This window comes from Fodinibius salsisoli, from assembly GCF_026229185.1.
In the GTDB taxonomy this organism is placed as follows: domain Bacteria; phylum Bacteroidota; class Rhodothermia; order Balneolales; family Balneolaceae; genus Fodinibius; species Fodinibius salsisoli.
Map to the genome: position 1 here is coordinate 35,855 of NZ_JAGGJA010000004.1, position 24,451 is coordinate 60,305.

At 43.7% G+C, this 24,451-nt stretch carries 16 protein-coding genes; 8 read left to right on the top strand and 8 right to left on the bottom strand.

Annotation, left to right across the window (positions count from 1 at the left end):
* Nucleotides 1-59: 59 nt before the first annotated feature.
* From J6I44_RS06835 to J6I44_RS06870, 8 genes are all read right to left on the bottom strand, one after another.
* A complete protein-coding gene (locus tag J6I44_RS06835) occupies nt 60-1,505 on the bottom strand; it encodes a tagaturonate reductase (protein WP_265765288.1) in 1,446 nt (481 codons plus the stop codon).
* Nucleotides 1,506-1,541: 36 nt separating this feature from the next.
* Nucleotides 1,542-2,837 (bottom strand): TRAP transporter large permease, encoded by a 1,296-nt coding sequence (locus J6I44_RS06840; RefSeq protein ID WP_265765289.1) that lies wholly within the window; start codon nt 2,835-2,837, stop codon nt 1,542-1,544.
* 11 nt (nt 2,838-2,848) lie between these two features.
* Nucleotides 2,849-3,352: a TRAP transporter small permease gene (locus J6I44_RS06845; RefSeq protein WP_265765290.1), complete on the bottom strand. Its 504-nt coding sequence runs from the start codon at nt 3,350-3,352 to the stop codon at nt 2,849-2,851.
* A gap of 17 nt (nt 3,353-3,369) precedes the next feature.
* A complete protein-coding gene (locus J6I44_RS06850; protein ID WP_265765291.1) occupies nt 3,370-4,362 on the bottom strand; it encodes a TRAP transporter substrate-binding protein in 993 nt (330 codons plus the stop codon).
* A 2-nt stretch (nt 4,363-4,364) separates the two neighbouring features.
* A complete protein-coding gene (locus J6I44_RS06855) occupies nt 4,365-5,039 on the bottom strand; it encodes a bifunctional 4-hydroxy-2-oxoglutarate aldolase/2-dehydro-3-deoxy-phosphogluconate aldolase (RefSeq protein WP_265765292.1) in 675 nt (224 codons plus the stop codon).
* Nucleotides 5,040-5,069: 30 nt separating this feature from the next.
* Nucleotides 5,070-6,104 carry a sugar kinase gene (locus J6I44_RS06860; RefSeq protein ID WP_265765293.1) on the bottom strand — a complete coding sequence of 345 codons (1,035 nt, stop codon included), beginning with the start codon at nt 6,102-6,104 and terminating at the stop codon, nt 5,070-5,072.
* 24 nt (nt 6,105-6,128) lie between these two features.
* The gene (gene uxaC / locus J6I44_RS06865) at nt 6,129-7,529 is read right to left on the bottom strand and encodes a glucuronate isomerase (protein WP_265765294.1); all 1,401 of its coding nucleotides are present in this window, start codon (nt 7,527-7,529) and stop codon (nt 6,129-6,131) included.
* A gap of 249 nt (nt 7,530-7,778) precedes the next feature.
* Nucleotides 7,779-8,816, bottom strand: coding sequence for a LacI family DNA-binding transcriptional regulator (locus J6I44_RS06870; protein WP_265765295.1), 1,038 nt, complete (start codon nt 8,814-8,816; stop codon nt 7,779-7,781).
* Between the two features lie 557 nt (nt 8,817-9,373).
* Here J6I44_RS06870 and J6I44_RS06875 point away from each other — a divergent pair.
* The 8 genes from J6I44_RS06875 to J6I44_RS06910 all read left to right on the top strand — a co-directional run bounded on the left by J6I44_RS06875 (nt 9,374) and on the right by J6I44_RS06910 (nt 24,438).
* Complete coding sequence (locus tag J6I44_RS06875) at nt 9,374-9,961, top strand: RNA polymerase sigma-70 factor (protein ID WP_265765296.1); 588 nt, start codon at nt 9,374-9,376, stop codon at nt 9,959-9,961.
* Between the two features lie 266 nt (nt 9,962-10,227).
* Nucleotides 10,228-11,319 carry a FecR family protein gene (locus J6I44_RS06880; protein WP_265765297.1) on the top strand — a complete coding sequence of 364 codons (1,092 nt, stop codon included), beginning with the start codon at nt 10,228-10,230 and terminating at the stop codon, nt 11,317-11,319.
* 25 nt (nt 11,320-11,344) lie between these two features.
* Nucleotides 11,345-14,965: a SusC/RagA family TonB-linked outer membrane protein gene (locus J6I44_RS06885; RefSeq protein WP_265765298.1), complete on the top strand. Its 3,621-nt coding sequence runs from the start codon at nt 11,345-11,347 to the stop codon at nt 14,963-14,965.
* A gap of 20 nt (nt 14,966-14,985) precedes the next feature.
* Nucleotides 14,986-16,773 carry a RagB/SusD family nutrient uptake outer membrane protein gene (locus J6I44_RS06890; protein ID WP_265765299.1) on the top strand — a complete coding sequence of 596 codons (1,788 nt, stop codon included), beginning with the start codon at nt 14,986-14,988 and terminating at the stop codon, nt 16,771-16,773.
* Nucleotides 16,774-16,790: 17 nt separating this feature from the next.
* A complete protein-coding gene (locus J6I44_RS06895) occupies nt 16,791-18,407 on the top strand; it encodes a DUF4957 domain-containing protein (RefSeq protein ID WP_265765300.1) in 1,617 nt (538 codons plus the stop codon).
* Nucleotides 18,408-18,488: 81 nt separating this feature from the next.
* Entirely contained in the window at nt 18,489-19,955 is a 1,467-nt protein-coding gene (locus J6I44_RS06900) for a pectate lyase family protein (RefSeq protein WP_265765301.1), read from the top strand.
* 9 nt (nt 19,956-19,964) lie between these two features.
* On the top strand, nt 19,965-21,041 hold the full coding sequence (locus J6I44_RS06905) for a pectinesterase family protein (RefSeq protein ID WP_265765302.1): 1,077 nt from the start codon (nt 19,965-19,967) through the stop codon (nt 21,039-21,041).
* 424 nt (nt 21,042-21,465) lie between these two features.
* Nucleotides 21,466-24,438, top strand: coding sequence for a SusC/RagA family TonB-linked outer membrane protein (locus J6I44_RS06910; RefSeq protein WP_265765303.1), 2,973 nt, complete (start codon nt 21,466-21,468; stop codon nt 24,436-24,438).
* Nucleotides 24,439-24,451: the final 13 nt, after the last annotated feature.

The window sequence follows — 24,451 nt, forward strand, 5'->3', positions numbered from 1 at the left end:
AAATAAATAGGCACGCAGAAAATTACTCTGGTGCCTATCACTGGCAAATAATACAATTTTTAGCCATCAATTTCCTGAATTGTTGAAGCAACGCCATTTTCCAGGATACCAGACACATAATTCGCGGTCTTCGCTGTAAGGCCGGGTATATCATCCAGATTTTGATCCCAGAATGAAGTTGTACTCAGAATTTTTTGTACGGTTTCTTCTACGCTCTCTGCAGACCAGGCTTCTTTTATAGAAGCAATAATTGCTTCCGAATCGTTGAGTGGGATTGGCTCTCCGTTCCATTCACCTTTGTAGAAGCAGAGCAAGGCCGCCAGTGCAAAAGTAAGTCGGTGGGGGAGTTCTCCCTTTATCTCGTGGTATTTAAGCAATGAGGGAAGCACTCGAACCTTATATTTTGAAATCGAATTGAGCGCAATAGCACTCAGCTCATGCTTAATATATGGATTGTAAAATCGTTCGAGTATGTCATCCGCAAATTCCCGGAGCTCATCTTCTGGAAAATCGAGTGTGGGTATAATTTCCTGGTAGAGCTCTTCCTGAAGGAAAGGCCCCACAATCTCGTCATCCACTGCGTCTTTAACCGTGCGGTTACCGTGCAAATACCCTACGGGTACCATGCTGGTATGTAAGCCGTTAAGAATACGGACTTTACGCGTGCGATAGGGAGTGAGATCATCTACAAAGCGAACATTAAGTCCTGCTTCTCTGAATGGAAGTCGCTCTTCCAGACTATCCGGACCTTCAATAACCCAGAGATGAAAATATTCACCAGCTACAATCAGGTTATCATCAAACCCTATCTCTTCTTTAAGATCGTCTGCCCGTTCTTTGGGATATCCGGGTACGATACGGTCAACCAGCGTATTGCAGAAGGTACAGTGGGTATCAACCCAGTTGTAGAAGTCTTCCCCGGTAGACCATAGCTCAGCATATTGGAGTATAAATTCCTTAAGCTTGTCTCCATTGCGATCAATAAGCTCACAAGGTATGATGACGGGTGCAGTATCGGGATCGCCATCAAAATGGTTGAACCGATGATGGAGCAGGGCCGTCAGTTTCGCCGGGAAGCTGCTGGGAATTTCTTCGTAGGAGGTATCATTTTCATCAAAAGAGATACCTGCTTCAGTGGTATTGGATACAATAAATTCCAGATCCAGGTTCTCACCAAGGGCGAGATATTCCTCATAATTTTCATAAGGGTTAATTCCCCCTTTGACGGATGTGATCAACCGTTTTTCAGTATGAGGAGAACCGTCTTTCATGCCTTCAAGTAGCACATGGTAAAGCCCGTCCTGTTTTTCGAGCACATCTACCATACCGTGGGGTATGGGCTGGATGATATTAATATTACCTTCGAAAGAAGTTTTTTCATTAAGAATATCGATTTGCCAATCGACAAAGGCACGCAAGAAGTTGCCTTCTCCAAATTGTAAAACTTTATCAGAAGCAGGAGCTGCATTTACATCAGCCGTAGTTCTATTCAAGGGTTTAGGCATAGCAATCGTATTTATAAATTAGATAAAATCGTGTGTTTAAAAGCCAAAGAAGTTTGGCAGCCAAAGGCTAAGTTGTGGGAAAAAGGTAACCAGCAGCAGGGCCACAACCATAGCCAGAAACAGCGGCAACAATGGTTTGACCAGTTTAGCAATGGTCGTTTTAGCAACACTTGCGCCCACAAAGAGGACCGATCCCACTGGCGGAGTACATAGCCCGATACATAGATTAAGAATCATAATAATGCCAAAGTGGATGGGATCCATGCCCATCTCGGTGACGATAGGCAGGAATATAGGCGTGAAAATAAGCACCGCCGGGGTCATATCCATGAAGGTACCGACAAACAAAAGAATAAAATTAATCATCAATAAGATGATGATCGGATTGTCACTAAGTCCCAGCAGAGCGGCACTTACGGACTGTGGAATATTTTCGAACGACATCACCCAAGACATACCAATTGAGGTTCCGATCAGGAGGAGTACAACAGCAGTAGTCTTAACGGCATTTTCAAAAATTCCAGGCAGCTGCTTTGCAGATAACTCTTTATAATAAAAGCCGAGAATTAAGGTGTAGAGTACAGCAATAGCTGAGGCCTCGGTAGCGGTAAAAATTCCAATGACGATACCTCCAATCACAATAATCAATAAAAGTAAAGAGGGGATGGCATCGATAAAGCTGCGGGTTAACTCTTTAAAGGGCACTCGTTCACCCGTTGGATAGTTTTTCTTTTTGGCCCAAATTGCAGAGACGCCCATCAGGAGGAGTCCGGTAATAATACCCGGTATATAGCCCGCAAGGAACAGAGCAGCGATGGATACACCACCACTTGCCAGGGAATAGATAATGAGGATATTTGAAGGGGGGATAAGGAGTCCGGTTGTAGCTGAGGTGATATTAACGGCAGCCCCAAATTCTTTGGAGTAGCCCTCTTCTTCCATACGAGGGCCTAAAATACTTCCCACAGCCGTAGCCGCGGCCATAGCTGAGCCAGCTACTGCTCCAAACAACATGGCAGCCACAACATTTACATGAGCCAGTCCACCGGGCAGTGAGCCCATGAGATTTTTGGCGAATTTAATAAGCCTGGGTGCAATGCCGCCACTGTTCATTATCTGGCCTGCCAGAACAAAGAACGGAATGGCCAGCAGAGTAAAGCTGTCAAGGCTGGTACCAATTCGCTGTGCCATCGTTGTAAAAGCTGATAGCGACTCAATACTTAGCATCATCGTTACCAGGCTTGAAGCTCCAATACTCCAGGCAATGGGAACTCCGATCGCTAATAAACTCAGAAAACTAAATACCAACACTAAAACATCAAAGACTTCCATAATCCCTAAATCTAAATATTTTCTTTAACCGGTGACGTTGAATCAGAATCAACAGGCTGCTGTTGCAGCTGAATAAAGTCTAAAACTTTATAATAGCAGATGAGTAACCCACTGACAGGCAGGATGAGATAGACATAAGCCAGCGGAATTTGAAGGGCCGCAGAGGTTTGATTAAGAATATAACTGATATATACGAGCTGCCCTCCGCCAATAATAAGGGCCACAATCACAAAAAGAATGATAATCAGGTTAATACCGATCTGTAATTTGCGTTTGTTTTCTCCCTCTAACTTTCGAGGAAGCAAATCAATGGCGAGGTGCCCATTCTCCCCGGAGATGTAGGCAGCTCCCAGCATCCCAATCCAAATAAGTAAAAAACGGGCCAGCTCTTCGGTAAAGGTGCTTGCTTCTCCCATAACATAGCGGGTAAAAACCTGCCAGAGTACACACACCAGCATGATCCCCATCAACAATGACAGGAAGGATCCTACGAACTTATTGATGTTCTTTTTCATAACATTATACCTAATACCTATGGTTGAACTTGACGGATACGTTCAGCTAAATCGTATAATTCAGGATTACTTTCCTGTATCTGGTCATAAATCGGTTGCGTCATTTCCATGAAAGGCTCTTTGTCTGGTCGATTTATTTCTACTCCTGCTTCTTTTACAACTTCCAGTGCTTCTTTTTCAGCATCAGCCCACAATTCACGCTGATGGATCGCCGATTCATCGGCTGCCTCTTGCAGCCACTGTTGCTCTTGTTCGCTAAGCTTATCCCATGTCTTGGTTCCAATTAAAAGAATATCCGGAACGGCGGTATGCTCATTCAAACTGTAAAATTTACAAACTTCATAGTGCCGGGAGGTATGAAAAGAAGGGGGATTATTTTCAGCCCCATCCACAATGCCCTGTTGAAGTGCTGAGTAGAGCTCGCCCCAGGAAATTGGGGTAGGAGAGCCGCCTAAATTGTTTACCAGTGAAATAGCCATCGCACTTTCCTGAACCCGTACCTTAAGTCCCTGAAGGTCTTCAGGCGTTTCAATGGGTTTGGATTTTGTGTAAAAGCTTCGAAAACCAGCATCGTAATACGTTAACCCTCGTAACCAGAATTGTTCAGGCTCCTGGAGTAGATTTTTACCTATTTGGCTATCAAAGACTTCAAATTTATGTTGATCGTCTCGGAATAGGTAGGGAAGACTAAAGACCCTGATTTTGGGAGCGAAATTTTCTAATACAGCAGCTGATACTTTGGTGATATCCAAACTACCAATTTGGAGGAGCTCCAAGAGCTCTCTCTCTGAACCAAGTTGCTGGCTGGGATAGATTTTGATTTCAAGCTTTCCCTTTGATCGCTCTTTGACCTTTTCAGCCATAAATTCCATCGCCTTATGGACAGGATGCGTAATATCCAGTCCATGACCAAGGCGAAGAGTCTTGACATTGGTATCTTGTTCACAACTACCAATAAAAAGGATGAGAAAACTGAGGATTGCTATCGAGAAATATTTCCGAAAAGTCATCGTCAGTTATCCTCTTTTATTTCTTTAATAAGCTGGAGTGTATCCTGAACATGGTCTTGCAGTCCGTCGTAGTCGCGGTCTTTCAAGAACTGTTTGGTCACCAGCTTTGAGCCCATTCCCACGCAGGTAGCGCCGGCTTCGAACCAGCCTCGCAGGTTGTCCTCCTCAGCGGTTACTCCGCCGGTTGGCATAATGGATGTCCACGGGCACGGACCGGTAACGGCCTTCACAAAGCCGGGGCCCAGCTGGCTGCCGGGGAAAGCTTTGACAATTTCGGCCCCGAGCTCTTCTGCCCGGTTAATTTCGGTCAATGTCCCGCAACCGGCTGCCCACATCACCTTTCGGCGGTTGCAGGTCCGGGCTACATCTTCTTTTAGCATGGGAGTAACCACAAAGTTAGCTCCCAACTGCATGTACTGAGCGGCAGTGGCCCCATCAACCACGGATCCAACTCCCAGGATCATCTTCGGGAGTTCACGGGCGGCAAACTTGTTAAGCTCACCAAATACTTCGTGTGCAAAGTCGCCCCGGTTGGTAAACTCCAGCAACCGGGCTCCACCTTGATAACAGGCGGTTAGAACTTCTTTAGCAACTTCAACATCCTGATGGTAAAACAGCGGAACAAGGCCGGTTTCGGCCATAACACTGGCTACCTCTATACGTGAAAATCGTGCCATAATATTGCGTCAGTCTTTAGAAAATTACGGTTATCGAGAGACGCGTCCAGAGGCGTCGCCTTCCATGAGTTTTTCAACCTCAGCCACTGTCGACAGATTGGCATCTCCATAGATGGTATGTTTCAGACAGGAGGCAGCCACGGCAAATTCAAGCGCCTGTTGGTCACTCTCGTAGGTCATTAGTCCGTAGATGAGTCCGCCCATGAAGGAGTCTCCACCACCTACACGATCTACAATATGCGTAATTTGGTAGGTAGGCGCCTCTAAAAACTCGTCTCCATTGTAAAGAACGCCAGACCAGCTGTTATGTGAAGCACTTATGGATCCCCGGAGGGTTGTAATCACTTTTTGGGCACGCGGGAATCGCTCCATGAGGGCCTCGCAAGTAGCTCGATAGGCTTCCGCTTCCACTGAATCGCCTTGGGTGACGTCCACCGTATCGGGGTGTATTCCAAAATGTTTTTCAGCATCTTCCTCGTTACCCAGAATCACATCACACCCTTCCACAAGTTCGGGCATTACCTCGCCAGGTTCTTTGCCATAATTCCACAATTTGGCGCGGTAGTTTAGATCCGTAGAAACTGTTACCCCGAGCTCGTTCGCTGCTTGGATCGCTTCTAAACAGACATCGGCGGCTCCTTGAGAAAGCGCAGGAGTGATGCCGGTCCAGTGGAACCAACCCGCATCGTCAAAGACTTTCTCCCAGTCGATAGTGCCTTTCTCAATGGTAGAGATAGCAGAATGAGCCCGATCATATACAACTTTACTTCCGCGGCTGACGGCTCCGGTCTCCAGGAAATAAATGCCAAGTCGTTCACCGCCCCAGGCAATATTATCAGTACCAACGCCTCGCTTGCGCATTTCCATCATCGCGCAGTGGCCCAGGTCATTGTCGGGCAGGCGGGTTACAAAATCCACGGGAACGCCGTAGTTGGCCAATGATACAGCCACATTAGATTCTCCGCCCCCATAGATGACATCAAAAGAGCTGGCTTGTGAAAACCGCAGTTTGCCTGGTGGAGACAGCCGCAGCATAATTTCTCCAAACGTTATTGCTTTTTGCATGATAGTAAGTTGTTTTTGAATTGATTAGAAGTTGAAATATTCTTCTGCGTTGTTGTAGCAAATATCTGAGACAATTTTACCCAGCCATTCAATATCATTGGGCAATAGTCCTTTATCGACGTCTTCACCGATAAGATTACATAAGATACGGCGAAAGTAGTCATGGCGTGGGTAGGACAGGAAGCTACGCGAGTCCGTAAGCATTCCGACAAAGCAACTCAACAGCCCTAAGTTAGACAGCGCGTTAATCTGCTTTTCCATACCATCTTTTTGATCCAGGAACCACCAGGCTGACCCAAATTGCATTTTTCCTTTGGTTGACCCATCGTTGAAGTTGCCGATCATTGAGGCCATAACTTCATTGTCACTGGGATTCAAATTATAAAGGATGGTTTTAGCCAGCTGGTCGGTTGAATCAAGTTCATTTAAAAATTTTGCAAGCGTCTGGCTCTGAGAAAAGTCTCCAATCGAATCAAAGCCGGTGTCGGGACCCAATTGGCGCATCATACGATCATTGGTATTGCGTAAGGCACCAAGATGGTATTGCTGTACCCAGTTTCTGCTTTCATACATTTTACCGAGCTCGAGCATTATATAATAGGACAAGCTGTAAGCCTGGCTCTTACTGAGGTTATCACCGCCCCGAACCTGGTCAAAAGCATTACTCAATTCTTCTGTAGTAGCTTCAGCATAGTAAATTTTTTCAACGCCATGATCTGCCAGGCGGCACCCTTGGGTATGAAAATAGTCTATACGCGCTTCCAGTGCACTTAACAAGTCCTCAAGGTTGTTGATGGAAATATCGCTGACCTCTTCGAGCTTGTCCAAATAGGTATTATATCCCTGAACATCATCAAACGAATAGGCCTTATCGGGGCGAAAAGCAGGTATTACTTTGGTGCCGAAAGGATCTTCTTTTATTTTCTTATGATGCTCCAGAGAATCTACCGGATCATCCGTTGTACAAATTGTTTTGACATTATTTTTCTCTATCAGGCTTTGCGTGCTAAAAGAGGGTTTTTGCAGTAATGCGGTACATTCATCGTAAATTTGTTCACCGGTATCAGCATCCAGTAATTCATCCACATCAAAATAGCTCTGAAGCTCCATGTGGGTCCAGTGATAGAGCGGATTACGAACCGTATATGGGACCGTTTCTGCCCATTTCATGAATTTTTCTTTATCGGGAGCATCACCGGTAATGTATTTCTCGTCGATGCCGAGCGTGCGCATCGCTCTCCATTTATAATGGTCCCCATCCAACCAAATATTTGTGAGGTTATCAAAATTTTTATCAGTGGCAATTTCGTCAGGGGGAAGGTGGCAGTGATAATCGATAATTGGGCAAGATGCTGCGTATTCGTGATAAAGTTTTTCAGCAGCTTTCGATTCTAGTAAAAAGTTTTTGGATAAAAAGGAGCTCATATGAATTATTTTTGTATGTGCAATCGATTGCGCAATTAAGGGATTATAAATAATTAATTCAACCGGAAAATATTTTCTTTCACTATATAGTTCATATCCCTGCTTTATTCCTAAGGGCTGGAGATTATGTTTTTTTTATAGAGATTGCAAGATTATTACGGGGATTGCAAAAAGGAGGGAGAAAAAAGCCTGGAGGGATCGATAAACTTGTGACTTCCAAGCCTATTTAGGGCAGTTAAAGGACGACAGCTACTTTTTTTCCTTGAGGGATGATTTTCGAACAATAAGCTCAGGATTTAAAACCGTCTTGCTGGGGGCGTAATTATTTTTTTCGCCATCCATGTGATCCAGGAATTTCTGTGCAGATATCTGGCCCATCTTTTCGCCATGCTGGTCGATGGTCGTAAGAGCTGGTTCCACGAAGGAAGTAAATGATTCATTTAAAAAACCAACAATGCCAATATCTTCCGGTATGCGTATGCCATTGTTTTTAAGGACCTCCATGGCGCCTACCGCCCCATAATCACTTGCCGAAAAAATAGCATCAGGTAATTTATCCCATGAGAGTACTTCTTTACCCAGCTCTCTTCCGGCTTCTAACTTTAGATTGCTTTCTACAATTAAGCTTTCGTCAATAGGAATGTTATGTCTTTTTAGCGCTTCTTCATAGCCTCGGCGTCGCTCTTTATAAATGCTGATATGTTGTTGGCCAGAAAAATGCGCAATTCTTTTATAGCCTTGCTCTATTAGGTGTTCCGTAGCCTTATAGGCTCCGAGGTAATCATTGATGACCACAGAGCTGACTTTAAGCGACTCGAGCGTTTCATGGAGCCGGTCGAAAAGAATGAGAGGAACATTTTGGTTGACAATTTCTTCGTAATGACTGAATTCTGTTGTCTCTTTAGCATATGAAGCTAAAATGCCATCCACCTGAGATTCCAAGAGAGCTTTTATATTCGCTTTCTCTTTTTCCGGAGAGTCGTTAGACTGGCTGATGATAACGCGATATCCAGCTTGGTTTACAACCTCCTCCACACCACGAATAATTGAGGCAAAAAAGTTTCGGTCTGCCATCGGAATAATCACTCCAATAATATTACTCTTTCCTTTCCGGAGAGCTGCTGCAATATGGTTTGGTTGATAGTCGAGTTTGTCTGCTGTTTTTACAACAAGTTCTTTCGTTGCATCACTAATTCGGGGGTGATCTTTGAGTGCTCTTGATACTGTGGAAGCCGTAATATCAAGCTCTTCAGCAATATCATGGATGGTGGTTTTTTTATTTTTCATCGATTTATATAAGATCTAAAAATGCTATGGATTTTGGGTATCAGCAGAGTATTTGTTGAATATCAATGCTATCAACAGCTGTGCTAAAGAACTTGGACAAGTTAGGATATAAAGTATTCATTACTGGCAGTCAAGAAATTTAATAACGGCAAAACTATTGCAAATAACACTTTTTACAAAATAACCTGTCAGTTTCAACTGGTTTCGAAAGGTCAATACAATGTCTTTTCTATACGGCTTAAGCATTTGTTGTCAAGTTATGTAACGAATAATTAATGTAATCGATTGCACTCTGGCAAAATAGTTTCTGCTAATATCGTAGTAGAATAATGTCAAGTGTCGATACCGCATAAAAAGGTCTTTTAAGTTTGTCAAAGGTGATTATTGCGGTATTAGTCAACGTGATCAAACTATTAGTAATTAAAAATATTTTTATAGTTAACGCAAATAAATAAAAATATTTGCAATACTTAGGTCTATTCTTTTATTTGATGTGCAATCGATTGTTCAATTGCGTGTTTTCTTTTATTTATTTTCAAAGGGATTTAGACAAGATAATGAAATCGTCTGTTGACAAAGATCGTATAAAACGGGAAACCCGATGGGTTAAGGAGATACAAAAGGGCAAGCGGGATAGTTTTAAGGCGTTATATCAGTTTTACTATCCTCGCTTGAGTCAATTTGTATTTCGTTATGTAAAATCCAAAGCTATCGCTGAGGACCTGGTCCATAATGTTTTTCATAATATCTGGAAAAATAGAAATAACCTTAAAGCGAACGGTAAGCTAAGGGCCTATTTATATACGGCAGTTCGAAATCAGTCGTTCAAGTTTTTAAACCGGCGTAAAGGACAGTTGCAGACCACATTCGATGATTTGTCATTCCTTGAAAGCAGAGAAGCGAATCCAGAGGAGCAAATAAATGGGAAAGAGTTTGAAGAGGCTATTCAGTCTGCTATAAGGGAGTTGCCAAAACGCCGAAGAGCTGTTTTCCTAATGAGCAGAGAGGATGATTTGACGTATAGAGAAATTGCTGAGGTCTTAGAAATTTCTGTTAAAACGGTAGAAACACAAATGAGCCGGTCGTTAAAGCATCTCCGTCACCGACTTGCTCATTTTATCTCCTCAGAAAACGTTTCTACATAATGAAGACTTCCTAAAAAATATTGAAAGAGGGGGTACTTGTTTACCCATCTGGCTGAAAAATAAGCATTTGAACGGATAGGTATAGTAAAAAGTCTCTGATGCTGACAGTTAGCGTATTATGAGCCCATCGGTATAGTTCGATAGATCAAGAAAAGTTCGACCCTTCCATCATTTTTCAAAAAAAGTAAAAAAAACTTGTAGGGGTAGTTCTAGTTTTTTCGGTATAGAGAGTAGAGCACTTAAAGATCAACCGAAAAAACATCCAAATGAATTCCAAAGAAATCAACTGGAATAAACTTCTGCGGTACATACGCGGGGATAGTTCCCATGAGGAGCAAAAGGAAGTTGAGGAATGGGCTAGCTCCAGTTCAGAGAATAAGAATGTTATTTCTTTTTTGGAAGGAGTATGGCAAGCATCTGCTGAAGAGAAAGAGGATTGGGATGTAGATTCAGCCTGGCTGCGCTATGAATTTCGCTATGGAAAAGATTTTCAGGATCCTGCGGAGGAAGGTGAAACAGATAAAAGCCGTATACCTACATCCGGGTCTCCCCAAAAGGAAGTCAAGGTTGCTGAGGATAGAAAATCGGGTGTCCTTAGCTGGGCATTGGTAGCGGCGGCCGCAGCGTTAGTCTGTTTAATAGTGTTATACAGTTATCCGTCTCAGAAGGCGTCCGTTACTGAGGCTCCGCCTATGAAAGAGATTGTTGCTAAACATGGTCAGCGCATTCATTTTCGTCTCAGCGATGGCACGAAAGTTACTTTGAATGCCGGGAGCAAAATCATAGCACCTAAAGTTTTCTCAGATTCGGCACGTACCCTCCAACTCGAGGGACAAGCCTTTTTTGATGTGGCTACTGATTCAACGCGTCCTTTCCTGGTTAATACGGATCGGTCTTTAACGAAAGTTCTTGGAACACGATTCGATGTGAAAGCTTATCCAACAGATAGTAGAGTGGAAGTTACAGTAGCAGAAGGTAAAGTGGCGCTACAAGCTGTTCGGAGTATAAATGATGCTGGCAATGCCCAAGTGATTACACGCGGATATCAGGGGTATCTATCACCAGAAGGGAATGCTTCGGTAACAAAAGTAGGTGATATAAACAGTTATATAGGCTGGACCAAAGGGCAGTTGGTCTTTAATAATGATCCGTTTGCTCAGGTAAAAAGGGTGCTGGAGCGGTGGTATGATATTGAAATAAGTATTGCGTCTGAACCTGGGGATACACTTAGCAAGCAAAGGTTTACGGGTTCTTTTACCGATACTCAATCTATGGATGAGGTGCTCGAGGCCATTGCTCTTTCCTTAAATATCAAATTCAAAAAAATGTCGGATGGCTCGTATACCATCTACGAATAAGTTCAATCTAAACCAGAGAATAACTATGAATAAACAACTCACCAAATATCGAAAAACAGGCCCGCTTTTGCTGGCAGTGTTGTGGATACTGTTGTCTATGCAAGGAGTGTTGGCTCAGCAAAGTTCTCAAGCTAACAAAAACTTTGTTCCTCTTGAATGGTATGCAGCAAACGAGAATTCTGCATCGATGTACGAAAAAGTCATCAGTATTTCTTTGGAAGAAGTGCCGCTGGTTCAGGCTATAAATGAGTTGGCCAACCGGGTGGGGGTACGACTGTCATATAATCAACGAGAATTGCCCAATAAGAAAGTGACGTTGGTTGCAGATAACATTTCTGTGATTCGGGCTTTTGAGAAGATGTTTCAAGCCACAGGTTTGGATATTTTGGCTTCACCTTCCGGGCAAATTGTAATTAAGAAAAAAACGATCAAGACTAATATTGCAGAAGTCATTTCTGGTAAAGTTACAGATGCTGAGACGGGAGATTTGCTTCCCGGAGTCAACATCGCAATCAAGGGAACAAGCTCAGGTACTTCAACAGGTGGGAGTGGAACTTTTGAGTTGGAGGTTCCTTCTCTGCAAGAAACCTTGGTATTTTCGTTTATCGGATATAAGACGAAGGAGGTTGCATTACAGGGGCGTAGTGAACTGGATGTCCAGCTACAGCCGGAAGCTATTGCCGGAGAAGAAGTAGTGGTGGTTGATTATGGCTATGGAACCGTAAATCGGGCCGATTTAACGGGGTCGGTTGCGTCGGTTAGTGGTCAGGATTTGAAGGAGATCCCTGTGTCTAATGTTTCAGAGGCCATTAATGGTCGTCTGCCCGGCGTAAACGTCTTATCAACAGATGGTGCGCCCGGTGCTGAAAGTGTTATAACGATTCGGGGTGGTGGTTCTATAACGCAGGACAATTCTCCACTCTATGTGGTCGATGGTTTTATTGTTGGAAGCATCCGGGATATCCCGCCTTCTGATATTGTCAGTATTGATGTATTAAAGGATGCCGCAGCGACCGCTCTTTACGGTGCTCAGGCTTCAAACGGTGTTATTGTCATTAACACAAAAAAGCCACAGGAGGGTAAAATAAATGTATCCTACAATAATTATGTGCAATACAATAAGCTTCCCTCTGACAGGAAATATGATGTCTTATCTCCTTATGGGTATGTGATGGCCAATTATGAACAGGCTAAACTGAGGTCTGAGGCCGACTTAAGAAATTTTGAAAAGTATTACGGAAAATATGATGACCTGGAGTTATACAAAGCCAAGCCGGGTACCAATTGGCAGGAAGAGCTTTTCGGCGATCCTCAGCTATCTCAATATCACAATCTGAGCATCAATGGAGGCACAGAATACACAAAAATGGTTCTAAGCCTGTCTCATAATGATGAAGATGGCCTTTTAGTAGGATCCGGTTATCGGCGGTCAACAATCAATTTCAAACTAAACCAAAGGTTGGCCAACTCTCTGCAAATGGATGTATCAACCAGAATAACCAACACCCGGATTGATGGCTCTGGTACTTCGGGAAGTTCTCAAATTCGTATTAAGGATGCTATTACCCGGCGGCCGGTCAATGGTATCGCCGATGAACTGGATATCGATTTAACAAATGTAAATAACGATGATGAGTACCAATCATTTTTGTTAAACATGATTAATCCCCGGGACCTTGCAGAACAAGATTGGAGAAAAAGAACCGAAAACTCCTATGTATTTAATGCGGGGTTGACCTGGGATCCAATGGACAATATGATTGTTAAATCAACCTTCACCACCAAAAAATCTTTTGAAGAAAACCTGCGGTTTTATGGGCCGCTCACAGGAGAGTCCAGGCAGGAAGGGAATAGTTTGCCGTTGGGCACCAAAAATGAATCGCAAGGTCAATCCTACCGTTGGCTAAATACAATTAAATATGTGTTTAACAACTTTGATAAACACGACTTGGATATTTTAGTCGGTCAGGAGATATACTCTACCGGTGGGAAAGGTAATTACGTTCGGGTTGAAGACTTCAGGGAATCGATGCTTCCTGACGAATTATTTGCGAATATGGCTCTTGGAAACCTGGTAGATCAATCAACCTCACGGTCTACAAATCGAAACCGATTTTCCTTGTTCACAGGCAGTAATTATCAGTATGATGACAGGTACCTGTTGACGGCTACGCTAAGGGCTGATGCCTCCAGTAAATTTAAGGAATCAAACCGATTAGGATTTTTCCCCGCCGTAGCCTTGGGGTGGAAGTTATCTAACGAGTCGTTTTTGGAAGAGCTGGAGTTTCTTGATCGGTTGAAACTGAGGCTCAGCTATGGCATCACCGGCAATGATCGGATTTCTGCTACGGCCTCCCAGTTTTTGTTTTCGCCCAGTACATACAATGGCCCTGGAATGGGAACCAACGATTATAACGCTTACTACTCGCCTTCTGGGAACACGCTTTATAACCCCAACCTTATCTGGGAATCTACCATCCAGAAGAACATAGGTCTCGATTTTGGATTCTTGGATTCAAAGATAAACGGGAGCCTTGATCTGTATCATAACACAACTAAAGATCTGTTGCTGAAATCTGCTATATCCCCTGTATCAGGGTTTTCAACGCAGTGGAACAATATAGGAAGTACGGCAAACAAGGGAATAGAGCTGGGGCTGAATGCTTATATAATTAATAAGCAGAATTTTACTCTCAGGGGAAACTTTAACTTTGCCATCAATCGTCCGGAAATTGTTGAGCTGGATGGCACTGAAGAAAGATTCTACCAATCGAATTGGTCCAGCACCGACTTAAAGGATCGAAATGACTTTTACTTAAAGGTAGGACGGTCCATTGGATTAATGTACGGGTACGTAAATGAAGGAATGTATTCGGTCGATGATTTTGCAGGCTACAATGAATCCACCGGCGAATATATCTTGAAAGATGGGGTCCCTGATAATAGTCAAACACTGGGAGTAAATAGCTTGCGGCCCGGCTATATGAAACTGAAGGATTTAAATGGTGATGGGCAAATTAACAGCCAGGATAGAAAAGTAATCGGAAATGCCATCCCGGAAGCGCAGGGAGGTTTTGGATTTGATTTAAACTACAAAGGATTTGATGCCTCCGTATTCTTTAACTGGTCGTACGGAAATGATGTCTACAACACCGGGAAAATAGATTTCAATCAATTCTATCGTACAAGGTACGGCAATATGCTGAGTACCATGAGTTGGGATAATCGGTTCACTTATATCGATGTTGACGGTTCCTATACCGGGACGCCCGGGGAAGTGGTAACCGACCTCGACCAGTTGGCGGAAATGAATAAAGATAAAAAAATATGGAGCGGTAATAATTCTTTCGGCCAGGCAACTACCGTCTTTCATGATTGGGCAGTTGAAGATGGATCATTCATCAGGCTCAATAAATTGACGCTGGGTTATACCTTACCCACAAGCTGGACCTCTAAGGTAAGTCTTAGTAACTGCCGGGTGTATGTCACGGGCTATAATCTCGCCTTATGGACGAACTATTCTGGTTTCGATCCGGAAGTGAGTACCACCAGAAGTAGTACGTATACGGCCCTAACTCCCGGGGTAGATTATTCTTCTTACCCGCGTAGCCGATCTCTTACCGTCGGACTGAACGTCACTTTTTAATCTAACAACCAATGAATCTCATGAATGTAAAGATGAAACACTTTGTCTGGATTATAGCAATATTTTTGGTTGCCGGTTGCGATAGCTTTTTGCAACCCGAATCGCTCTCTACCTTTGACGACAATTATGTTTTCTCGAATGTAGAGGATGCAAGAAAAGCCGTGAACTCCATCTATGTTCAATTCAATCACGATGGATTTAGGTCAAGGCTGTCTAATAATATGACAGGGAACACGGATATTGAACACAACGGTGGATCCAGTGATGGCGCTCGATACCAGATATGGCGGCTGGATGCTCAACCTAATAATGGTGATCTGCGTTACGTATGGGAAATAGCCTACAAGGCTATTCGTGACGCCAATATTGCGATTGAGGGAATTTCACAGAGTGCAGCTCTTAACTCTTCCGATGAACTTGTGGCAAGAAAGATGAATCACCTGCTGGGCGAGGCCTATACATTACGCGCCTATTGGTACAGCATGCTTATCTATTATTTTGGCGATGTCCCTTTTATGACCGAAGCTCCTAAAGCAGGCGTTGACTTTAATCTGCCAAAAGAAGACAGGAACGTGATTCTTTCTTCAGTCATCGAAGACCTGATCAATATCGAAGAAGACATGATGTGGGCTGACCAGGTACAATCTGGTATTGAGCAAGTCAACAGAGAATATGCCATGGGAATGATAGCACGCCTTTCGTTACAGCGCGGCGGATGGTTCCTAACACCGGATATGACTATGGACCGAACGGACGATTACCTGGAGTATTATGAAATAGCCAATCAGTACACTAAAAAGCTTATCAGGTTAAAAGATCGTCCTTTGCCTCGGGATTATCGGCAGGTCTTTATGAACCAGAACAAGTTTATTTCTCCAGTAAACAGCGATATTCTTTTTGAGGTTCCCTTTCCTGTGGGCGAAGGCGATGTGGGATGGAATATCGGCATCCGTGTGGATAAGGGAAATCATCCCTATGGGTCGGGTGGTAACTACATGAACATCCCCCCAACCTATTACTATTCATTTGATGAACAAGATAAGCGGCGGGATGTAACCTGTTCGTGGTACTTCATCAACGAGGATTTTGAACAAGAACTGGTCAATGTAGGAGGCATTTCGCAAGGCAAGTGGAGTCGGCATTTTCTGGAAAATCCACCAGGTCCATCAACGGCTAAAGGAACGGGTATCAACTGGCCCATGATGAGATACTCTGATGTGCTTCTTATGCATGCTGAAGCCGAAAACGAGCTCAATGGTCCAACAGTAGATGCGCAAGAAGCACTAAAACGCGTTCGTCGGCGGGCATTTCCGGAAGAGGAATGGGCTTCGAAAGTGGACCAGTATGTTGGGGAAGTATCGGCAAGTAAGCAATCATTTTTCAATGCCATAGTCGATGAGCGAGCGTGGGAGTTTGGGGGAGAGATGACCCGAAAGTATGATCTGATACGGTGGAACCTCTATGATGAGAAGATAAATGAAACCGTTGAAGGCCTGAAAAAGATGGCTGATGATGCCTTCTATGGCACAGGGGATTTGCCTGACTATGTGTATGTAAAGCATGACGAAAATGGTGACTTGATGATTTACAACAGGGATGAAAAAGTCGTTTCTCCCCCCGATGATACCTGGGAAAGAGAGGGATGGCTCATTGGGTTAGTGGATGAAGATCAACCCAGTAACTATACCGAATGGATAACCCGGGACTGGGCAAACTATAATGAACCTGTACGGTATGTTTTCCCAATTCCAAGTTTAGCTATTGATAACAGCAAGGGAGTGCTGAAAAACGACGGCTACAATTTTTAAAGTAAAATATTAGTGATATGAAATTTAGAAGAGGAACAATAAACAGAGTCTTATTTGTACTGGTTACAGGCATAATGTTCTTTTACGCCTGTAAAAAGGATAATCCTGTATCACAAGAAACCCGGCTTTTTCGGCCCGTTTTAAATGAGCAATTATTTGCGGAAGACAACAGCATTATTGTGGATATGGGAGATATGAAGGATGCTGCTTCCTATACATTGGAAGTAAGCAGGGATACTTTCCAGACCATCGAGCTCGAATTAGATACGGATACCAATTATGTAGAAATTGACAGCCTCCTTTGGAATACTATTTATCAAGTACGGGCAACAGCCCATGCCGAAGATTCCGAATTTGATAGCAAGGTTTCGGATTTGGGAGCCGTACGAACCCAGCGGTTTCCATCTATCATGGAGCTCCCGGAAAGTTTTGACGTTACGGATGTCGCCGCTCGCATCAAATGGACAAGGGGAGGTGCATTGGTAACTGGAATCAAAGTATTTGCCGGGAATGATGAAAAATTAACCACACCTATAATAGAAGAAGAGGTTACACCTGAAGATCAAAATAAGGAGCAAAAAATAGTACATGGATTAGACCCTTCGACCTCGTATCAAATTGCGATATACAGCGATGGTGAACTCCGGGGATGGGCCGAATATAAAACCAAGGAGGCTTTGCCATTAGGAGATAACGTTGTAGATCTAAGAGGAATTGATGATCCGTCTATTTTGGCTGAAACCCTGCCGACTATTGCCAACAATAGTGTAGTGTTGCTCGAAAGTGGCAAAACGTATACCACGGGAGGATACAGTTTTGATAAATCGGTAACCATCAGAAGTGGCTATGGTTTTGAGCCGGGTGGGGCAATAATAGACTGTAGCTCAAATTTTAACATAAATGATGGTAGTGCTGTAGATTCTGTAGTCTTCAGAGACGTTACGTTAACGGGCAGTTTTGATTCAAACTATGTATTCAACATCAACAATAGCGGCTCCATAGGAGAGGTTAAATTTCAATCATCCAATATTCGTTCACTTCGGGGCATGCTCAGGATGAAAGGAGGGGCAGGTACAATCGATAAATATACTATTAGCAATAGTGTGGTGGATAGTATAAATGGCTATGCGTTGTTGACCGTAGATACGCCCGATTGGAGCGTTGGGGATATAACGATAGAAAATTCTACCATATCGAGAACGCAATATTTTCTGGTAAGTCGATCTAATACCAATTCTATTACCATCGAATCTTCTACGATCAACGAAGCTCCTGAAAAGGGACGGCAGATGTTTCGATGGAGAGGAGATGAAGGGAATAACAACGTACTCAACGGCGTCAAAATCCACAATACCATATGGGGACATGGGTGGAATATGGATGGAGAGGAGGATGTCAGTGTTAGCGGCGTTGACGGAATGGAGTCAACCAACTTCGATATCGTAAATACCTACACCACATCCCAATTCTCGTTCTCTGGAGATGAGATTCCCGGATTTCCCAATTTTGTCTATGGAGGGACCGGTCAGGACCTGTGGGTGTCTCCCTATATCGATGGAGATTTTAATATTAACGATTCTGGCTTTGCAGGTAAGAGCGATGCCGGTGATCCCCGATGGCGACTTGGATTATAAATACATGCAGCAGGTGTGGTTTTGACGGCCCGTCTGCTGCTATTTTTTATTTGCAATTCCAATAAAATTAGGGTCAGAGATATGAAAAAAATTAAGCCGTTTGTGTCACTATTTTGTGTAGCACTACTTTTTAGTGTGGTAAACTGTAGTGGTAACGTGGGGTCCGAGCCCGATCCCGAAGGAGAAGAACCCACCAAAGAGGAAGCGAAAGCCTTTCCCGGAGCCGAAGGATTCGGACAAGATGCCACAGGAGGGCGTGGTGGAAAGGTCCTATATGTAACTAATTTGAATGATTCAGGAGAAGGGAGCCTACGGGCGGCTATAGAAACATTTGGTCCACGGATTATACTTTTTAAAGTCTCAGGGACCATTGCGTTAGAATCTAATCTTGATATCGATATTGGAGATGTAACGATTGCCGGGCAAACAGCGCCGGGCGGAGGTATTACCCTGAAGAATTATTCGATGCGTATAAATGCAGATAACGTGATTCTACGTTTTCTGCGGTTCCGGATGGGGGATGAGGCCGGACATCAGGGCGATGCTCTGGAAGGACGTTTCCACAAAAATATCATCGTTGACCATTGTTCGATGAGCTGGGCTACGGATGAAACAGTCACCTTTTACGCTAATGAAAATACAACCGTGCAGTGGTCTATAATTGCAGAAAGTTTACGGAAGTCGGTCCACGAGAAGGGAGCCCATGGCTACGGCGGCATATGGGGAGGGAGAAATGCCTCCTTTCACCATAACCTTTTGGCGCACCATGACAGCCGAAATCCCCGATTGGGCGAAGAGGCCGGAAAGGCCTTTGCCTTAACCGATTTGGTTGACCTTCGCAATAACGTAATCTATAACTGGGATGGGAATAGTACCTATGGTGGTGAGGCCATGAATGTGAACATCGTAAACAGTTATTATAAACCAGGGCCCGCCACCACCAAAGAAGAACGGATCATTGCTATCGATAAAAATTTAGATGAAAGTACCGCTATCTATGACACCTGGGGTAAATTTCATATTAGTGGGAATTATATGGAAGGCAGTGAAAGAGCCACCGACGAGAACTGGACTTATGGAGTATATAATCAATTTCACTCAAAGTATGGAGACCTATCGGAGCAAGAAAAAGAAGCAATGAGAATGGCAGAGCCTCATCCAATTGATGGCAATGTAACAACCCATACGGCTCTTGAGGCCTATGATCGAGTGTTGGGTTTTTCCGGAGCTTCTTTAGTTCGGGATGCCGTGGATACACGCATCATAAGTGACATTCGTAACCGAACATACACTGCCGAAGGATCAAATGGTAGTACCAATGGAATCATCGATTCTCAGGCTGATGTAGGCGGATGGCCCGAGTTAGAAAGTGAAGATCCGTCCGTTGATACCGACCAGGATGGAATGTCCGATGAATGGGAAATTGATAATGGCTTGGATCCAGAAAAAGCCAATGCCAATGGGAGAGATCTGAGTACGGCCTATGATAATGTTGAGGTATATATTAATAGCCTGGTTACACCAATTGTAACAGAACAGAATCAGTAGAAGTAGATTATGCGAGGAATAAAATTTAGCAGCTTAGTCCTGCCGGTTATTGTCTTTATAGTTGGTACTGCCTGCTCAGGTAATGATATATCGTCCGATAAAGGGGAAGAGCCCCAGCCGATCGAGTTCAAGTATGTGGTGGATAAAAATGGGGATGGTGATTTTCAATCCGTACAGCAAGCAATTGATGCCGTTCCTTCCTATCTGGATGATCGGACATCTATTCTTATAAAAAAGGGGGTATATAAAGAATTGCTGACTATACCGGAAGAAAAAAAGAATATAACGCTGGTAGGAGAAAAGGCGGAGGAGATCATCCTAAAGTACGATAATGCAGCCGATAAAATTGATCCCGAGACAGGAGAGGAGTATGGCACCAGCGGATCAGCCAGTACCTTCATCCATGGCGATGGCTTTGTTGCTGTTAATATAACATTTGAGAATAGCGCGGGCACAGAATATGGCCCGGCATTGGCAATATATGTAGACAGCGATCAATCAATTTTCAAAAATTGTCGCTTCTTAGGTAGGCAGGATACATTTTATGGAGATCGCGTCCGGATCTTTGTACAAGATTCGTATATAGAAGGAACTGTTGATTTTATTTTTGGTCCGGCCACGGCGGTGTTTGAAAACTGTGAGATCCACTCCTATGGTGGAACTTCTATCACGGCTGCCTCAACAGAGTCTTATGTAGATTTTGGTTTTGTTTTCAGGAATTGCAGCATAACCTCAGAGCCTGGCGTGGAGACCGACCTTGGGCGTCCCTGGAGACCCTATGCCGCTGTTGCTTATCTGAACTCTGAACTTGGAGGTGGTATTAAACCGGAAGGATGGAATAACTGGGGCAACACCAGTAATGAAGCCACTGCTCGATATGTAGAATATAATAACTCGGGCCCCGGAGCTCAGATCCAAGAAAGGGTCGAATGGGTAAGTATATTATCTGCGAATGAAGCAGAAGAGTATGCAACTCCTAATGTTTTGAAAACCACTTATTCAAAAACCCAAGTCACGGATCACTGGGATCCCTATAAGCTGCTCGAAAAAATGAAAGAAATTGATTGGAGCGCTGGTGGTGGATAGCTGACTTTCAAATATCTTTAGGATATGGTTTTAATCCTTTCTTTTCATTCTGATAAAACCATGTATAGAAAAGAAAAATACTTTGTAAATAGATGTAATCGATTGCACATATAATGCGCGCATTTATTTTATGATAGGTTGTACGACTATGGTGGATAGCTGGACAAATACAAAAATGAACTGTCTCTCGGATAAATGCCCCATTTGGTATGTATAGATGTATTTTATCTGTTTATTAAAAGTCAATACGGAAATTAATTAGATCCTTTCAGGAATTTGTCCCATTCTTTTTCAAAATAGGTGGGAAATTATTTGCAATATATACGAGAAAATATTTACTTGATAAGTGCAATCGATTGCACATGTATTGATATATGTATGATTGACAGAACTTTTAATCTCAAAACTTTCAAAATTCAGGATTATGGTTGTAAGGAAAATAGCTACAATTGGATGTTTTTTGTTTGGTGTGTTGATGGTGGCAATGACGCCCCATCAAGTGTTGGGACAGACAGTAACCGGCGAGGTTATTGATGCTCAGTCTCAAGAAACATTGCCCGGAGTAAATATCATCGTTAAAGGAACGAGTATTGGTACTTCCAGTGATGCTGAAGGAGGGTTTTCGCTAAAGGTTCCTTCCTTATCCGATACCTTGGTTTTTACCTTTATCGGTTATCAGCGCCTGGAGGTGCCTTTACAAGGGCAGAGTTCTCTGGATGTGAGTTTAACGCCCGAAACTATTGCCGGTGATGAGGTGGTGGTCATTGGATATGGAGCCGTACAAAAAAGTGATTTGACGGGCTCTGTTTCTTCTATAAGTGCTGAAGAAGTCACCAAAGTTCCAACGACTAACGTTGCAGAAGCTTTGCAGGGTAAAGTAAGCGGAATGGATATTACCCGAGGTAGTGGTGAAGCAGGTTCAGGGGTCAATATCACCGTTCGGGGTAACCGTTCGTTAACGGCTTCGAATAGTCCGCTTGTGATTGTCGATGGTATACAATACGGCGGCGGTCTTGAAGATATAAATCCTGCGGATATCGAGTCTATAGAGGTGCTCAAAGATGCCTCTTCTACTGCTATCTATGGTTCCCGGGGAGCGAATGGCGTTATTTTGATTTCTACTAAGAAGGCCGAGGCGCAGGGAACACAGGTTTCCATTGAAAGCTATGCGGGTATTTCAAAGACGTTGGATTACCCGGACTTTAATACAGGTCCTGAGTATGTAACACAAAAGCGGGAAGCTAACAGGGTAAGCGGAGACTGGAGCGGCCCGGAAGACGATCCCAATATTTTTACATCCAGTGAGCTGGAAAATATTGAAAATAATGTGTGGACGAATTTTCGAGATCTGCTGTTTCAAACAGGTATACAGCAAAGCCATCAGATAAATGTTTCGAGAGGTACGGAAAACAATTCGATGTACTTGTCGGTCAACTATTTTGATGAAAAGGGGATCCTGGAGATGGATCAGCTGAAACGCTACACGGCTCGTCTTAATGTAGATCAACAGGTTGGCGAAGCTCTGACGGTCGGTATGAATTCGCAAATTACCTACTATGATCGTGACCGGCGCAGAGATCCTACAAACATTGCAAATAAAATAAATCCCCTTACCCGGGCATATGATGAAAATGGCGATTTGATTGTTCGCCCCCATAGTGGGAGAGATATTAGTCCGTTGGCCGATACGCAACCCAATGCTTACGAGAATAATACGCTGACGACTAAAATATTTCCGACACTGTATGCAGAGCTTGACTTTGCTGAAAATCTTTCGCTTCGGACCAATATTTCAGCTACGCTGTCTAATTCGCGGCAGGGCATTTATAGAGATTCCGAGACTATCGATCGTAATGGAACCGCTCCAGAAGCGGTATACAACAGCTCAAACAGTCGAAATATTACTTTTGAAAATATTTTGAGCTACGAAGGTGATTGGGATCAGCACTCTTTAGCATTGACAGGGGTGACAAGTTACCAGTTCAATAAGAATGATCTGGGTTCCGCTCTGGGACAAAATCAGCTGCTTGCATCACAACTGTACTATGGTCTCTTGAATGCGACCGAAGGTATTGCCGTTGAGAGTGGTTATGAAGAGAGTAGTCTTATGTCGTACGCTGGGCGTGCCAATTACAGCTTTAAAGACCGGTATTTACTTACGCTTACGGGCCGTTTTGATGGTTCCTCAAAGTTGAGTGAAGAAAATCGATGGGCTTTCTTCCCGTCTGCGGCAGCAGCCTGGCGGATCAGCGAAGAAGATTTTATAGGAGATGATTCGATAGTTAGCAATCTGAAACTGCGTGCCAGTTATGGAGTTTCTGGAAATGACGCCATTAGTCCCTATTCAACGCAGTCAGCTCTTCGGAGAATTCCCTTTTCGTACGGAGAAGATTCCGCCCCTGGCTTTACGTTTAGCCCCACATTAGGAAATCCGAATTTGGAGTGGGAGATATCCAAAACAGCTAACCTTGGATTGGATGTTGGACTCCTTAACGATCGGGTAACCGCAACAATCGATGTTTATGATACACGTACATCCAACTTGTTGCTTGACCGGTTCTTACCACTGAGTAGCGGCGTTTCTTCCGTAACACAAAATGTCGGGAAAACGAGAAACCGTGGTATTGAATTTGCTTTAGAGACAACCAATATCTTGAAAGATGATTTCAGCTGGACATCGAATCTCACTTTCTTCTCGAATAAAGAAGAAATTGTAGAGCTGGTCAGTGATGGCGATGATATTGGAAATGGCTGGTTTATAGGAGAACCCACTTCGGTATTCTATGATTACGAAAAAACCGGCATATGGCAGCAGGATGAAGCGGATGCAGCTGCATCCTTTGGACAGGAGCCCGGAGAAATTAAAGTGCGCGATCAGAATGGCGACGGCGAAATAACCGCCAGTGATGATCGGGTTATTCTGGGATCCCCGCGTCCAAAATGGAGCGGCGGAATCGAGAACTCCATCAACTATAAAGGGTTCGACTTAAGCGTTTATGTGTACGCTCGGATCGGACAGATGATGGATTACGAATATTATGACAATTATAAGCCCGGTGGAGTGGAGAACGGAGCCAATGTCGATTATTGGACGCCCGACAATCCTACAAATGCCTTTCCACGTCCCAATGCGGCCCTCTCGCAAGATAACTACCAGTACTACAGTACCCTTTCGTACGAGAGTGGATCTTTTGTGAAGATTCGAAATGCTACATTGGGGTATACCTTACCTCCATCGCTAATGGAAAGTATGCCAGTTAGAAATATCAGACTCTATGTAACTGGTAAAAACCTGTACACCTTTGCAAAAGTTGACAATTACGACCCGGAACGGGGCGGCGCGCTTAGCTTTCCGATGACGCGGTTATTCGTTACAGGTATAAACATAGATTTTTAATTACTAAACAGGA

Excerpts from the sequence above, each read along its gene's own strand:
- J6I44_RS06860 (WP_265765293.1), bottom strand. The coding sequence starts at position 6,104 with ATGCAAAAAGCAATAACGTTTGGAGAAATTATGCTGCGGCTGTCTCCA.
- J6I44_RS06870 (WP_265765295.1), bottom strand. The coding sequence starts at position 8,816 with ATGAAAAATAAAAAAACCACCATCCATGATATTGCTGAAGAGCTTGAT.
- J6I44_RS06890 (WP_265765299.1), top strand. The coding sequence starts at position 14,986 with ATGAATGTAAAGATGAAACACTTTGTCTGGATTATAGCAATATTTTTG.
- J6I44_RS06895 (WP_265765300.1), top strand. The coding sequence starts at position 16,791 with ATGAAATTTAGAAGAGGAACAATAAACAGAGTCTTATTTGTACTGGTT.
- J6I44_RS06850 (WP_265765291.1), bottom strand. The coding sequence starts at position 4,362 with ATGACTTTTCGGAAATATTTCTCGATAGCAATCCTCAGTTTTCTCATC.
- J6I44_RS06900 (WP_265765301.1), top strand. The coding sequence starts at position 18,489 with ATGAAAAAAATTAAGCCGTTTGTGTCACTATTTTGTGTAGCACTACTT.
- J6I44_RS06845 (WP_265765290.1), bottom strand. The coding sequence starts at position 3,352 with ATGAAAAAGAACATCAATAAGTTCGTAGGATCCTTCCTGTCATTGTTG.
- J6I44_RS06840 (WP_265765289.1), bottom strand. The coding sequence starts at position 2,837 with ATGGAAGTCTTTGATGTTTTAGTGTTGGTATTTAGTTTTCTGAGTTTA.
- J6I44_RS06855 (WP_265765292.1), bottom strand. The coding sequence starts at position 5,039 with ATGGCACGATTTTCACGTATAGAGGTAGCCAGTGTTATGGCCGAAACC.
- J6I44_RS06875 (WP_265765296.1), top strand. The coding sequence starts at position 9,374 with ATGAAATCGTCTGTTGACAAAGATCGTATAAAACGGGAAACCCGATGG.
- uxaC (WP_265765294.1), bottom strand. The coding sequence starts at position 7,529 with ATGAGCTCCTTTTTATCCAAAAACTTTTTACTAGAATCGAAAGCTGCT.
- J6I44_RS06905 (WP_265765302.1), top strand. The coding sequence starts at position 19,965 with ATGCGAGGAATAAAATTTAGCAGCTTAGTCCTGCCGGTTATTGTCTTT.
- J6I44_RS06885 (WP_265765298.1), top strand. The coding sequence starts at position 11,345 with ATGAATAAACAACTCACCAAATATCGAAAAACAGGCCCGCTTTTGCTG.
- J6I44_RS06880 (WP_265765297.1), top strand. The coding sequence starts at position 10,228 with ATGAATTCCAAAGAAATCAACTGGAATAAACTTCTGCGGTACATACGC.
- J6I44_RS06835 (WP_265765288.1), bottom strand. The coding sequence starts at position 1,505 with ATGCCTAAACCCTTGAATAGAACTACGGCTGATGTAAATGCAGCTCCT.
- J6I44_RS06910 (WP_265765303.1), top strand. The coding sequence starts at position 21,466 with ATGGTTGTAAGGAAAATAGCTACAATTGGATGTTTTTTGTTTGGTGTG.